We start from the raw sequence: 13,491 nt of genomic DNA, 5'->3' as shown, positions 1-13,491 counted from the left end.
GATATCACTTGTTATTTGTTTCTATGGCAACGGATTAAGGCATTTACTATAGGCCAGATTGACTTGGGATTCCGTCGAATTATCGGATACCCGGGGGAAATAATACAGTTGGTTTTCAGCTATAGAATGGCCAGGGCATGTTCAATGGCGCTGTCCACGTCATGCTGCCAGTTTAATAATATATGGCCGTGTAAAAATAGCTTCGGCTGATAGCATATCTCTGATTCACTTCATCATTACTCAGCAGTTTATTTCTCCATAAATAGCCTCTGACAAGATTGCTTTCCCGATCAGACAGTGGTTCATTTGACTGATATTTACTGAGCAGAGGCTGGATACGACTCTCTTCTTCCTTAAGGGCCTTCCGTTCTTTGTTGACAATGTCATGCATTGGCAGAGTGAGAAACCCGATAGCGGATTCGTTTGTGGTTGGGTCACGCCACGATTCCCAGTCATCGACTATCCGCCCTGCAAAGAATAATGCCTGACTGTGTTCCTGAATCAGGAATATTCGCTGCATCAGAGCGTTTTTAACGTTCAGATCGAAGCAGGCTGGTAGTGAGTCACACAACACTTCTACATCAAGCTTCTGTAAACGATCATAAGACTTGCGGGTCATCAGCCGTGGATAACCGACGCGGCATCCTTTACGGTATCTAGCGTTTATACTGTCAGCGGATGGCGCAATGATGTCTCTGAACGGGTAAAGACAGGTATCGTTATCAATGCCGATGACCCGGCCAGTTTCGTAGTCTATGAAGTAATTTCCATCATGTCGGTCTGGTTGGGCACAAATGGCATCCAACAGCTCAAGGTCAGCCAGGCCGCTGAATATTTTGCTCCTGATTTCCCGGTTGCCCTCCTTATCCAGCAGTTCCTGATGGGCCAGCTTTTTCTTTTGTTTAGGAGCAGCGCTGGCACGTACACTGGTCCTGGCTGATACTCCTGAAGCCAGTTCCATCTCCAGTCCAATCTGGTGGTTATGTTCGCAAAATGACATATCGGGCATCACGTTCATGCCCAGCAGGCGGGCAATCTCGCCGGTGGCCAGATTTCTGGCCGTAAGATTTGGATGATACCTGTCGTGGTACAACTGTGGAGAGATGATTTTTCTCCAGCTTGAGATGTCAACGGCCAGTTCAGGTTTGAACACCCGCTTTACTGTGTCATTTCCGGTTTTATAGGATAACAGGTACACCGTATTCTCCTTCCCACTACCCAGCTTCCGGGGAGGATTGTCAGGATCCAGAAGTCGGTCAGTCCATCGGCCGGGAAGGGTGAGTTCATCGTTCAGATCATAGCCAACCCGCTTGAACTCCATTGCCGCCTGCCAGCTGATTTTTCCGGCAATAGATGTTAATGCCGGTGAGTCTAATACCTGAAACAGCAGCAGTTGATCATTTCTGAGATCGGTGATTTTATGCCTTAAAATCATGAGTTTTAACTGTTCCGGATGATGAAGGTGCTGATCGATTATGTTGCTTATTTCATTCTGGATTGCTCTATTACTGGTTAGAATCTGCTTCGCTTGCTGTTCTGCCGCTGTCTGTTCAGTGGGTATTTCCCGGGTTAACTGCTGCTCATAGTTACTGATCATCTCGTCAGCCAGAAGCTCTCCGGCATCTGTATTCATCTTTTCAGATAATGGTCTGGATACTTGCTTATGTTCAGACAAACAGCGCAGTTGTTTCTGGGTAACAGCGGGTTGATTGAAGCGTTCCGTGACCCGTTCCTGAATAGCCTGTTTCCTTACGGCCAGCTGCGTTGGTGTTAACTGACCAGGGTTGACTGACTGGTTATAGGCTGACAGTTGTTCACGGGCATGGATGATCTCCCGCCTGATGCAATCAGGTTTTACCAGTTCCAGTTCGCCACGCTTGTGCAGGTTTCTGATGTGGCTATGAAGCAGGGCAAGATCTTTGGGAACCCCTCTGGCTATATCAGCCTCTGCCTGGTGCCACTCTTTTTTTACCAGGGCCTCCAGGCGGTTCGCATAATACTTGCTTTGTGGTTCGTCTCTGCGTTGTGCGATGATGGTTACACCCTGACCAAATGGGTTGGCCAATACCCTGGTATCCAGACCGGGAAATAACTCTGCCGAACCAATCCTGGGGTCCAGGGTCGAGGGATATTCAAGAACTGCAGCAGGTCTTTTTCCCTGATAGACACTGAGCACCTGCTGCTCTGGGGATTGCAGTTCGGACCGATCAAGCCATTGGTAATGGCAGCGTTTCGAAACCGGGTGCCTTGTCTGCTCTGCAATGATTGATTTATAAGCCTGGCTGGGTTTCACCACCGCTACGATTGGCAGCAGGGGATTAAGCCCGGGCGTTTGCCCCTTAACCCGGGGACAAGCCTTACCTTCTTGAATTAATACGACATCAACCCACTGTTGATCCTCTTTGCTCAGGAATTGATCGAGCCAGGCAGTATCATTCAATGCATCGGGATCGACCTCTACCCATGGTGGCAGGGGCTTGAGGCAGGCACCCTTAAATGCATTACTGAGTCTTAACGTGACAACGGTTTGATCTATGTGCTTGCTTACCGCTGTATTGGGTGCGTCAGAGAAACCTGCAGAGGTTAACGGTTCGGGCCTTGTCTCCGGTTTTGTCAGACAGTTATCAGTGACCACTTGAGCGATAGTGCGTTGTTCAAGGCTGGTAAAGCAGGCACCAGGTTCAGAGACCATAGAGCTGAGTGTTTGCGGCGCAACCGGAGGTGCCTTGGCAAAGTCTTTTTTAACCTCGACCGGGGGTTGGTTCTCTGAAGGGTAACCTGGAGGTATCACAGGAGTCTCCATAACCTATGACTGACAATCCACCTATCGGCTGTTAACCTGGATATTTCATAAAGGCAGTAAAAGGTACTTTAGTATTATTTCCGACGCCACACAGGACGTTATTCCTTTTTACTGAAGATCTTGCTGTATCGGCATTATCAATAACCGCTCACCTCGCCTGCTCTTTACAAATTCTAACAAACCGATCCATAACGCTACCGACTTATACGCGCCATCTCTTTCCCGGGCTGTGGCTTTTGGATAAGCTACCGGGTTATTCATACAGACGGGCTCATGACTGGCCCCTGGTTTTCGAACCGGATTTCACTTGTTGGGGACAACGATGATCATTAAACCAAGGATTCGTGGATTTATCTGCACAACCACTCACCCGGTAGGTTGTGAAGCCAATGTGAAGGAGCAGATTGCTTACACCCGGTCATTGGGTCCCGTAGCCAATGGCCCCAAAAAAGTACTGGTGATCGGTGCTTCCAGTGGTTATGGACTGGCTTCTCGTATCACCGCAGCTTTTGGTTCCGGTGCGGCCACCATTGGTGTGTTCTTTGAAAAGCCGGCCACCGAAAACAAGCCGGGAACCGCGGGCTGGCACAATTCTGCGGCCTTCGATCAGCTGGCCCACGAAGCTGGCCTCTATGCCAAAAGCCTGAATGGCGATGCCTTCAGCCACGCAGCCAAAGAAAAGACCATTGAGTTGATCAGACAGGATCTTGGCCAGGTGGATATGGTGGTTTACTCGCTGGCATCACCCGTGCGAAAACTGCCGGATACTGGCGAGGTGATTCGCTCGGTACTGAAGCCGATGGGTGAGCCATATCGCGCTACCGCAGTGGATACCAACAAAGATGCATTGTTTGAAGCGACGGTGGAACCGGCCACTGACGCAGAGGTGGAAGCAACGGTTACGGTCATGGGGGGGCAGGACTGGGCACTGTGGATGAACGCGCTGTCTGCTGCGGGCGTTCTGGCAGAAGGCTGCAAGACAGTGGCCTACAGCTATATTGGTACGGAACTGACCTGGCCGATCTATTGGGATGGTGCCCTGGGTGAAGCCAAGAAAGATCTGGACCGTACAGCCCATGCCATCAACGATTCGATGAAATCAATCCATGGTTCAGCCAATATCGCGGTACTGAAGAGTGTGGTCACTCAGGCCAGTTCGGCGATTCCTGTTATGCCGCTCTATATCTCCATGGTTTTCAAGAAAATGCGGGAAGAGGGCGTACACGAAGGGTGTATCGAACAAATCAACCGTATGTTCCGTGAGCGTCTTTACCGTAGTGATGGTGCGGCTGCGGCAGTGGATGACAGCAACCGTCTTCGCCTTGATGACCTGGAGCTGAGAGAAGATATTCAGAAGCACTGCCAGGATATCTGGCCACAGCTGACCAATGACAATCTGGCGGAGCTGACCGATTATACCCTCTATAAAGAAGAGTTTCTGAAGTTGTTTGGTTTCGGTGTTGAGGGTGTGGATTATGATGCTGATGTGAATCCCCAGGTGCCTTTTGAGGTAATTGATATCTGACAGGTCGATCAGCAAGGCAGGGATGCCGCTGCTTGAGAATACGGGATATCAAAGTTATATGGGGTTGTCCGTCAAGGGGGCCAACTGCTTCAGACTACGCCGGAAAGCTCCGGCGTGGCCGTAAGCTCAGCAACAAAACGGCGTTCGGTATTGTCATGGATATGCTTGCCATAAAGATCTTCCAGTTCATCGAAAGACTCATAGGGCTCTTCAAACCAGTAGGACATAATACTGCGGTTATTATTAAGAGAGTGCACAAACCGCAGGTCTTTCTTTTCCAGTGCTCTCAGTCGGATACTGCTTTTCATCCGGTAATTCCGTCAGTCAGAGATTGACTCTGTATATCAATAAGACTTCTAAGTAGTTGGCCAAATGGAATCGTATATTTCTGGCTAAGTGGGCAGTTGCTATGCAAGGCGCAACGTAGGGAGCATAGCCGTAGCTATGTGACCGGAGTTGCAACGCCGCAGAGTGACTGACAACTTAGTCAGAAATATATGATTTCATTTGGTTAACTACTTACAGTCTGCCCCCTGTATTAGAGTGCAGAAGTTTCGGTATTCTACGTGAATGTAGGGGTAAGTGGCTATCTGGTTCTCGCCCGACAACACAACCAATCAAAAGTGTTGGAATTTTATTGAATAAACATGGCTCACTGTAGAAGGCAGAACGACTGATTATTTATTGCCCCATTTTCAGTAAGGAGTTTTTTGCAAGTAGTGTGGCCATACCTGGTAGCAAAGCTCAGAGCTGTCGAGCCTGTGTCAGTCTGCTCATTGATCTGGATATCCGAAACGTTCAATAACGCCTTGACGATCTTTGTGCGGCCATAGCGGGCAGCCAGGTGAAGAGCTGTCCAGTTATATTTTTCCCTCTCATTGACCTTGATGCCCTCAGCGAACAGTAAAGCAATGACGGTTTTTGTGCTGGCGTATTTGGCAGCTAAGTGGAGGGCCGTCCAGTTAGCCTTAGTCTTCTCATTGACCTTGATGCCTTCAGCGGACAGTAAAGCAATGACGGTTTTTGCGCTGGCGTATCTGGCAGCTAAGTGGAGGACTGTCCAGCCTGCGTTAGTCTTCTCATTGACCTTGATGCCGCCAGCGCCCAGTAACGCCATGACGGTTTCTGTACTGGCGTATCTAACGGCTAAGTGGAGAGCCGTCCAGCCGAATTTACCAGCGATATTGATATTCACTCTACCGGTTTTAATGAGCTTTTTAAGGCATTTGGTGCGGCTCTTGGCAGCGGCAATATGCAGTGGGGTTCTGCCTTTCTTATCGGTGGCATTGACGTATCTCAAGAAGATCGGGTTATCGATACATTCTAAAGAACCTTTTCTGACAGCAGTGTGCAGCAGGGTCGTAATATCCGCTCCTTGTTCGACCAGAATGTTCTGGCTCTCGATATTTTCTGCCAGGACCGCACTGTACAAGGCATCATCAAGGTCCTTCGCTCCCGCCTTGATCAGGATTTCAAGGCACTGCGTCTGCCCCTGTATGGCGGCTTCGCGCAGAGCTTTATCAAGAGCAAGTTGGCCGGGTTGAGTGCTGCTCAGGTATTTAAGGAGGTCAGTATTGCCCTCCCAGACAGCGGTGCGCAGTAAGTTAATGATATTCGCCCCGGCCCGGGTCAGCATTTGCAAGTAATCGGTGCGGCGCTGCCGGGCTGCAATGTTCAGGGGTGTCACACCATTGTGATTGGCGGCATTGACATCAGCATGGCTGTCGATCAGGGCTCGAACGCAATCAGTATGGCCGTAATTGATGGCAACAGTTAACGGGTGTTCAGGATGACCGGTGAGCGCCGAACGGTAAGTCCGTTTTGCCAAAGCCTCGTCTTCGCGCAGCAGCATTTTCAGGTTGCCGAGATTCCCGGTACGGCAGGCATTAAGCATCATGGATTCACAATAATGTGATTCGTCGTCAAGGACGCTTTCCCCGTCCAGACGAATCAATGGCAGCGCCGGTTGCAGGCATTGAGTGCATTGGCGTTGGTCAAGATTTATTGCGGCCTGCTGTTCACTCTCAACCCATTGGGTGAAGCATTTCAGGTGGAAAACGTGGGATGCCGGGCAAGAGGTTTTGACCAGTGAATTTCCACCAGGTTGTCCTCTGATATACCCGTTATGGTTACAGATAGGACAGAGAAATGGGAAATCTGCCGCGTTGCTCCTGACATCATTCATTGCTTTGGCCTGCTTCATGACTCAAGACGATGAGTAGGACAAGAATCAGTTGGAAAAATTCCATAATCGTTTTCTGTTACCAATAAAGCTATTATGCACAGAGACAGTTGCAAGAAAAACACAGGACACTGTCCTGCAAATCAGAAAGAATAAATTACAGAAAAAGTGAGTTTCACTATGTCTTCTGCACCTAACCCGTCACAGGAAAGCATTGTTATTGTTTCCGCTGCCCGTACCCCAATGGGTGGATTTCAAGGTAATCTGTCGTCTATAACAGCGGTGGAACTGGGTACTGTTGCGATCCAGTCAGCATTGGAGCGGGCAGGCGTTGCTCCAGAGGATGTATCAGAAGTACTGATGGGCTGTGTATTGCCAGCAGGTACCGGCCAGGGGCCTGCCCGTCAGTCGGCACTGCATGCCGGTATTCCCGACCATGTCCCAGCCACTACAGTGAACAAAATCTGCGGTTCCGGTATGAAAACGGTGATGCTGGGAGCAACCCAGCTGAAAACCGGTGAAGCCGATCTGGTGGTGGCCGGTGGTATGGAAAGTATGACCAATGCCCCTTACCTGCTGGATAAAGCCAGGGGAGGGATGCGACTGGGTCACGGCCAGGTCAAGGATCATATGTTCACCGATGGTCTGGAGGATGCTTACCAGGGCGTGGCCATGGGGGTCTTTGCCCAGGCAACCGCTGATCGCTTTGGCCTGGGCCGCGAGGCTATGGACGACTATGCCCTTGCATCTCTGGAACGGGCCAGCAAAGCGAACAGTTCTGGTGCGTTTGCTGAAGAAATTGTGCCGGTTGAAACCCGTAAAGGGCTGGTTGATATTGATGAGCAGCCGGGCAAGGCCAGGCCGGAGAAAATCCGTCAGTTACGTCCGGCCTTTAGCAAAGAGGGCACCGTGACAGCGGCAAACTCCAGCTCTATTTCCGATGGTGCAGCGGCGCTCGTGTTAATGCGTGAAAGTGATGCAGCAGCACAGGGCTTACAACCTCTGGCAAGAATTATTGGCTACCAAAGCCATGCTCAGAAGCCTGAAGAATTTACCATTGCTCCGGTAGACTGCATCCGTAAGCTACTGGAAAAAATTAGCTGGCAGGCCAGCGAGGTAGACCTGTTTGAAGTGAATGAGGCGTTTGCCGTAGTGGCCATGATGGCTATCCGCGAACTGCGCCTGGATCATGATAAGGTCAACATTCATGGCGGTGCCTGCGCACTTGGTCATCCCCTGGGTGCCAGCGGTGCCCGCATTCTGGTAACACTGTTGCATGCCCTGAAAAAGACCGGCGGCACCAAAGGTGTTGCTTCACTCTGCATTGGTGGAGGAGAAGCTACCGCCATCGCGGTCGAGATGTTATAAAAAAACTTACCGATACTTTTCGTGTGCACCAACCTGGCGAGCATGCACTAACCACTAATAAAAATGCCGCATGCCCCAGGCCTCACAAATAACAAAACACAAGAGGCGGCATTTTTATATGGATTATCACCTTTCTGAACAGCAGGTCGCTTTTCGTGATCTGGCCCGGCAATTTGCCGATGCCGAATTGGCCCCCCATGCAGCACAGTGGGATCTTGATTGTCATTTCCCGGTTGATGTAATCAGGGCAGCGGGAGACCTTGGGTTCTGTGCCCTGTATACCCATGAGTCCATGGGTGGGCTGGGCCTGTCCAGGCTGGACTCCCATATTGTTTTTGAGCAGCTGGCCATGGGGTGTACGGCTACCACCGCCTATATCACCATTCATAATATGGTTACCTGGATGATCAGTGAGTTTGCTACGGATCGGGTAAAGTCAGATTGGGGGGAAGGGCTGGTCAGTGGCAGCAAGCTGTCGTCCTATTGCCTTACCGAGCCCGGATCGGGCAGTGATGCCGCATCGTTGACAACCAGCGCCGGGCGGGATGGCGATGAGTATGTGCTCAATGGCTCGAAAATGTTTATTTCCGGGGCTGGCAGTACCGATCTGCTGCTGGTGATGGCAAGAACCGGCGAAGACGGTCCGAAAGGCATTTCCGCCTTTGCCGTTCCCGCCAATCTGGCAGGTATCCAGTACGGCAAGAAGGAGGAAAAGATGGGTTGGAATGCCCAGCCAACCCGACTGATTTCATTTGACAATGTTCGTATACCTGCAGACTACCTGTTGGGCAAGGAAGGTCAGGGCTTCTCTTTTGCGATGAAAGGTCTGGATGGTGGTCGAATCAATATCGCCACCTGCTCCATAGGTACAGCTCAGCAGGCACTGAACACGGCTCGGGCCTATATGAAAGAGCGGAAGCAGTTTGGTCGTGAACTGGCCGGTTTCCAGGCCTTGCAGTTCAAGCTGGCGGATATGAATACCGAGCTGGTGGCTGCCCGCCAGATGGTTCGACTGGCAGCCTTCAAACTGGATAATCAGGATCCGGAAGCAACCGCATACTGTGCCATGGCTAAACGTTTTGCTACGGATATCGGGTTTAGGGTCTGTAACGAGGCCCTGCAGATTCATGGCGGTTATGGTTATATCAGGGAGTATCCTCTGGAGCGACATGTGCGGGATACCCGGGTCCACCAGATTCTGGAGGGAACCAATGAAATTATGCGCTTGATTGTCGCCCGTCGTTTACTTTCCGAGAGCATTTCTGATACCGGTATGGAGTTACAGTGATTATGTCTGAAAAGTTACGTCTCACCTGTAAAGAACGTACCGCCATTCTCACCCTGGACAATCCTCCGGCCAATACCTGGACGCCAGAAAGCCTTGATGAGCTGGAGCAGATTATTCACCAGTTGAACCGTGAGCCTGATGTGATTGCCCTGGTGATCACCTCGGCTTCGGAGAAGTTCTTCAGTGCAGGCGCTGATTTAAAGCGCTTTGATAACCTGACCCCGGAGGAAGCTCGCCCATTTGCACAAAGCTTTGGCAGGGCTTTTGAAGCCCTCAGTAACTTTTCGGGGCTCAGCATTGCGGCCATCAACGGTTATGCCATGGGTGGTGGGCTGGAAGTGGCGCTGGCCTGTGACCTGCGCATCGCTGAACAGGGTGCCATTATGGCCCTGCCTGAAGCGTCGGTGGGGTTATTACCCTGTGCCGGCGGAACTCAGAACCTTACCCTGCTGGTGGGCGAAGCCTGGGCCAAGCGCATGATTCTCTGCGGCGAGAAAGTGACCGCAGAAAAAGCATTGGCAATTGGACTGATAGAGGAAATGGTGGACAGTGGTAAGAGTCTTGAACGGGCGAAAGCGCTTGCGGCCAATGCCGGAAACCAGAGTCCGGATGCCTTGAGGGCCTGTAAAAAGCTGATCCAGATGGGGCGTTCCGGATTTTCCAGAGATGTCTTGCCAGAGGAAAGGGAGCAGTTCCTGACGTTGTTCAATGGCAGGAACCAGCAGGAAGGCGTCAGTGCGTTTCTTGAGAAGCGCAAACCTGAGTGGCATTACGACTAATCCGACTATTTTGAATAAGGATGATATTAATGACAAAAATTGCATTTATCGGCCTTGGCAATATGGGTGGTCCCATGGCTCAGAACCTGGTGAAAGCCGGGCATGATGTCTGTGGTTATGATCTGGTTCCTGAGGCGCTTGATCAATTGGAACAAGCCGGAGGCTCAAAGGCCGAATCCGTGACTGAGGCTGCACAGGGTGCCAGTGTGGTGATCAGTATGTTACCGGCTGGCAAACAGGTCGAATCACTCTACCTGGGAGATGATGGACTCTTCCAAACGATAGGCAACCGTTGTCTGGTGATTGATTGCAGCACCATAGAAGCTGAAGTTGCCAGAAAAGTCGGGCAGCAGGCAAAAGAGCAGGGTATCGACTTTGTTGATGCACCGGTGTCCGGTGGTACCGCCGGAGCTGCTGCTGGAACACTGACGTTTATGGTGGGTGGCAGTGCCGAGACCGTAGAGCAGGCCCGGCCCTATCTTGAGATAATGGGGCAGACTGTTTTTCACGCTGGCGAGACGGGTGCGGGGCAGCTGGCCAAGATCTGCAACAATATGCTGCTGGCTATTGTTATGACAGGCACATCGGAAGCTCTTAAACTGGGTATCGACAATGGCCTTGATCCGGCAGTACTGTCAGAAATCATGAAGAACAGTTCAGGTGGGAACTGGGTACTGGACAAGTACAACCCGGTGCCGGGCGTCATGCCCCAGACTCCGGCCAGTCATGGTTACCAGGGCGGTTTTATGGTGGCACTGATGGCCAAGGATCTTGGTTTGGCTCTGAATACGGCTGCCAGCAGCCATACCGCAACGCCCATGGCATCACTGGCTGACAATCTGTATAAAATGCATGCAATTCGCTCCGGCAATCACCAGGACTTTTCAAGCATTATTCAGCTGTATGAGTCAGCAGATTAGACGATTATTGGCTACTATTTCTTTGAATGCATGATCAATTTTATTATTTAATAGATAGATGCCGATTATCGTTCAGTTTATTTTTCTTCTGTTGATATGACTCAATGTTTTGCTTAGAAGCTGTTCTAATTTTGAACAGTTGTGTCAGATAATGGTTCTGTTTTTGTAAATCAGGTTATACAATCCCCCGGATTTATCTGAAGTTCTCGCCGGGTCACCGGTCGGCACCGATCATCCATCTGAGGTCACCTTTTCCCATGCAAATACTTATGAGTCTGGTGGGCATTGCCAGCCTTCTGGCACTTGCCTTTTTACTGTCCGATAACCGAAAAGCGATCAACCTGCGAACTGTGGGTGGTGCCTTTGCCATTCAGGCCGGACTGGGAGCGTTGGTTCTTTATGTTCCCCTGGGTCAGGAAATTCTTGGTGGTGTCTCCAACGCGGTCAGTAATGTGATCAGCTACGCCAATCAGGGTATCGGCTTCCTGTTTGGTGACCTGGGTAACTTCAAGGTCGGCTTTATTTTTGCCATCAACGTACTGCCGATTATCATTTTCTTCTCCTCTCTGGTTGCTGTTCTTTACTATCTGGGTGTTATGCAGAAGGTGGTTACCTTCCTGGGTGGTGCGTTACAGAAAGTACTGGGTACCAGTCGTACAGAGTCTCTGTCGGCAACGGCAAATATTTTCGTTGGCCAGACGGAAGCTCCTCTTGTGGTAAGACCCTATATTGGTCGTATGACTAATTCTGAGCTGTTTGCCATCATGGTGGGTGGTCTGGCTTCTGTTGCAGGCTCTGTTCTGGCGGGTTATGCAGGCATGGGTGTCGAGCTTAAGTACCTGATTGCAGCTAGCTTCATGGCGGCACCTGGTGGTCTGTTGATGGCCAAGATGATCAAGCCGGAAACCGATACGCCGGATAATTCTGAGCTGGTTGATGACGAAGGTGACAATGAAAAGCCTGCCAACGTAATAGACGCAGCCGCTTCTGGTGCTTCTTCCGGTATGAAGCTGGCCGCAAACGTTGGTGCCATGCTGCTCGCTTTCATTGCCCTGATCGCCATGGTTAACGGTATCATGGGCTGGATTGGTGGCTTCTTTGACTACCCTGACCTGAGCCTCGAAATCATTCTCGGCTATCTGTTCAGTCCGCTGGCCTTCCTGATTGGTGTGCCAATGAATGAAATCGTGACAGCGGGCAGTTTCATTGGCCAGAAGCTGGTGGTGAACGAATTCGTTGCTTACATGGATTTTGTTAATTACCTGAACCCTGAAGCGGCTGCGGCGGCTGGTGTTGAAGTGCTGTCACAGCGTACGCAGATCATCATCACCTTTGCACTGTGTGGTTTTGCCAACCTGTCTTCTATTGCCATTCTCCTGGGTGGTCTGGGCGTTATGGCACCACACCGTCGTCAGGATATTGCCCGCATGGGTATCAAGGCAGTGGCTGCTGGTACTCTGTCTAATCTTATGAGTGCAACCATCGCTGGTCTGATGTTGTCTCTGTAATGTTTTTTGGGCCACGGTCTGACCGTGGCCTGCTTTCCTTCCTGTATTTTCCCTTCATCAGCTGAATCTAACGCTTTTCAGGAAATGGCCGAATGACATAGTGAAATAACTATGTCGGGGTATCTGTGTGTATTGCTGGCATGGATATCTTTCTGAACCTGTCGTGAGTGTGCAAGGATGAACCTGACAACAAGGATTTTATGCTCCCGTAAAGACAAGAAATTTTCGCAGCAGGCCCTGGCGGATTTGATTGGTGTATCCAGAAGTGCACTGGCCCAATGGGAAACCAGTATGAGCAGTCCCAGTCTCGAGAATCTGCGAAAAATGGCTGAAATTCTTGAGGTGTCTTTCGAGTGGCTGGCCACCGGGCGTGGAAACCAGTACCTGGTCAGCTCTGATGAGGTAATCAGTGACTCGGAAGTGGATGGGGAGATTATCGGTCAATTACATCGAATGAACCTGATGAAGAAAAGAGCCATTCTGAATGTGATGAGAGCCATGGCATAAAGTAACAAAATACGCTCAGACAAAAGCGCCTTACCGGCGCTTTTTCGCTTTTTGCAGAACAGTTTCAGAATGCAGTGGGCGTCTATTTGATCATTTCTCGGAACTTGTTGCCCGGCTTGAACTGAGGCAGCTTGCAGGCGGGGATATGAATTTCTTCACCGGTTTGTGGATTGCGCCCCTTCCTGGCCGCCCGATCTGCTACCGAAAATGTGCCAAAACCAATAAGTTGAACGATGTCGCCGCTTGCCAGTGTCTCCTGTGTGTTGCTGATAAAGGCATTGACAACCAGCTCGGCCTTGCTTCGGGACAGGTTAGCTTGTTCAGCGACTTGCTCAACCAGTTCTTTCTTGTTCATATCCAGTCTCAGGGAATTACCAGTTATGTGGAAAGAAAATACCAGAAGATGGGTGATCCGCCTCTGGCTTCGCTTGGCTCAGGGAAAAACCTGGGCAGGTGGTGAAACACAATCAGCCTGACGTGTATCTCTTGCTGGAAAAACAGATGATGGGAGAAAACCTTGTAGGAGCCTGTCGGACTTAAGACTGTCCTACTGCGGTTGCGATAAATTGGTCTAAAAATTCCTGCTTCTTCGTCAAATAGCCCCGCTATTC

Annotated in this window: 11 protein-coding genes and 1 pseudogene; 7 read left to right on the top strand and 5 right to left on the bottom strand. The window is 50.5% G+C overall.

From position 1 onward, the window contains the following. Positions 1-172 precede the first annotated feature (172 nt). On the bottom strand, positions 173-2,791 hold the full coding sequence (locus tag ACO6VE_RS08295; protein WP_422460760.1) for a hypothetical protein: 2,619 nt from the start codon (positions 2,789-2,791) through the stop codon (positions 173-175). Positions 2,792-3,125: 334 nt separating this feature from the next. Here ACO6VE_RS08295 and fabV point away from each other — a divergent pair, with 334 nt between their 5' ends. Then, complete coding sequence (gene fabV, locus ACO6VE_RS08290; protein WP_422448273.1) at positions 3,126-4,328, top strand: enoyl-ACP reductase FabV; 1,203 nt, start codon at positions 3,126-3,128, stop codon at positions 4,326-4,328. A gap of 125 nt (positions 4,329-4,453) precedes the next feature. Here the strand turns inward: fabV and ACO6VE_RS08285 are convergent. Both ACO6VE_RS08285 and ACO6VE_RS08280 read right to left on the bottom strand, forming a co-directional pair. Next, a pseudogene (locus tag ACO6VE_RS08285) lies at positions 4,454-4,636 on the bottom strand (spermidine acetyltransferase); the annotation flags it as partial. Between the two features lie 344 nt (positions 4,637-4,980). After that, entirely contained in the window at positions 4,981-6,513 is a 1,533-nt protein-coding gene (locus ACO6VE_RS08280) for an ankyrin repeat domain-containing protein (protein WP_422460759.1), read from the bottom strand. A gap of 177 nt (positions 6,514-6,690) precedes the next feature. Between ACO6VE_RS08280 and ACO6VE_RS08275 the strand changes: the two genes are divergently transcribed. The 6 genes from ACO6VE_RS08275 to ACO6VE_RS08250 all read left to right on the top strand — a co-directional run bounded on the left by ACO6VE_RS08275 (position 6,691) and on the right by ACO6VE_RS08250 (position 12,880). Beyond that, complete coding sequence (locus tag ACO6VE_RS08275; protein ID WP_422460758.1) at positions 6,691-7,878, top strand: thiolase family protein; 1,188 nt, start codon at positions 6,691-6,693, stop codon at positions 7,876-7,878. A gap of 118 nt (positions 7,879-7,996) precedes the next feature. Next, on the top strand, positions 7,997-9,166 hold the full coding sequence (locus tag ACO6VE_RS08270) for an acyl-CoA dehydrogenase family protein (RefSeq protein ID WP_422448267.1): 1,170 nt from the start codon (positions 7,997-7,999) through the stop codon (positions 9,164-9,166). A gap of 2 nt (positions 9,167-9,168) precedes the next feature. Continuing rightward, positions 9,169-9,945 (top strand): enoyl-CoA hydratase, encoded by a 777-nt coding sequence (locus ACO6VE_RS08265; RefSeq protein WP_422460756.1) that lies wholly within the window; start codon positions 9,169-9,171, stop codon positions 9,943-9,945. A gap of 29 nt (positions 9,946-9,974) precedes the next feature. After that, positions 9,975-10,865: a 3-hydroxyisobutyrate dehydrogenase gene (mmsB, locus tag ACO6VE_RS08260; RefSeq protein ID WP_422460755.1), complete on the top strand. Its 891-nt coding sequence runs from the start codon at positions 9,975-9,977 to the stop codon at positions 10,863-10,865. 257 nt (positions 10,866-11,122) lie between these two features. Continuing rightward, complete coding sequence (locus tag ACO6VE_RS08255; protein WP_422460753.1) at positions 11,123-12,373, top strand: NupC/NupG family nucleoside CNT transporter; 1,251 nt, start codon at positions 11,123-11,125, stop codon at positions 12,371-12,373. A gap of 177 nt (positions 12,374-12,550) precedes the next feature. Further along, entirely contained in the window at positions 12,551-12,880 is a 330-nt protein-coding gene (locus tag ACO6VE_RS08250; protein WP_101746298.1) for a helix-turn-helix domain-containing protein, read from the top strand. Between the two features lie 82 nt (positions 12,881-12,962). Here ACO6VE_RS08250 and ACO6VE_RS08245 read toward each other — a convergent pair whose 3' ends face one another. Then, positions 12,963-13,235: an HU family DNA-binding protein gene (locus tag ACO6VE_RS08245; RefSeq protein ID WP_101746299.1), complete on the bottom strand. Its 273-nt coding sequence runs from the start codon at positions 13,233-13,235 to the stop codon at positions 12,963-12,965. A 23-nt stretch (positions 13,236-13,258) separates the two neighbouring features. Continuing rightward, a partial coding sequence (locus ACO6VE_RS08240; RefSeq protein WP_422460751.1) for a hypothetical protein occupies positions 13,259-13,491 on the bottom strand: 233 nt, incomplete at its 5' end.

Origin of the sequence: Endozoicomonas sp. ALB115, assembly GCF_049310245.1 — a bacterium.
Lineage (GTDB): Bacteria > Pseudomonadota > Gammaproteobacteria > Pseudomonadales > Endozoicomonadaceae > Endozoicomonas.
This window is presented reverse-complemented; position numbering and strand designations above follow the sequence as displayed.

Coding starts and splice junctions, on each gene's coding strand:
- fabV (WP_422448273.1), top strand. CDS start 3,126: ATGATCATTAAACCAAGGATTCGTGGATTTATCTGCACAACCACTCAC.
- ACO6VE_RS08280 (WP_422460759.1), bottom strand. CDS start 6,513: ATGAATGATGTCAGGAGCAACGCGGCAGATTTCCCATTTCTCTGTCCT.
- ACO6VE_RS08275 (WP_422460758.1), top strand. CDS start 6,691: ATGTCTTCTGCACCTAACCCGTCACAGGAAAGCATTGTTATTGTTTCC.
- ACO6VE_RS08270 (WP_422448267.1), top strand. CDS start 7,997: ATGGATTATCACCTTTCTGAACAGCAGGTCGCTTTTCGTGATCTGGCC.
- ACO6VE_RS08265 (WP_422460756.1), top strand. CDS start 9,169: ATGTCTGAAAAGTTACGTCTCACCTGTAAAGAACGTACCGCCATTCTC.
- mmsB (WP_422460755.1), top strand. CDS start 9,975: ATGACAAAAATTGCATTTATCGGCCTTGGCAATATGGGTGGTCCCATG.
- ACO6VE_RS08255 (WP_422460753.1), top strand. CDS start 11,123: ATGCAAATACTTATGAGTCTGGTGGGCATTGCCAGCCTTCTGGCACTT.
- ACO6VE_RS08250 (WP_101746298.1), top strand. CDS start 12,551: ATGAACCTGACAACAAGGATTTTATGCTCCCGTAAAGACAAGAAATTT.
- ACO6VE_RS08245 (WP_101746299.1), bottom strand. CDS start 13,235: ATGAACAAGAAAGAACTGGTTGAGCAAGTCGCTGAACAAGCTAACCTG.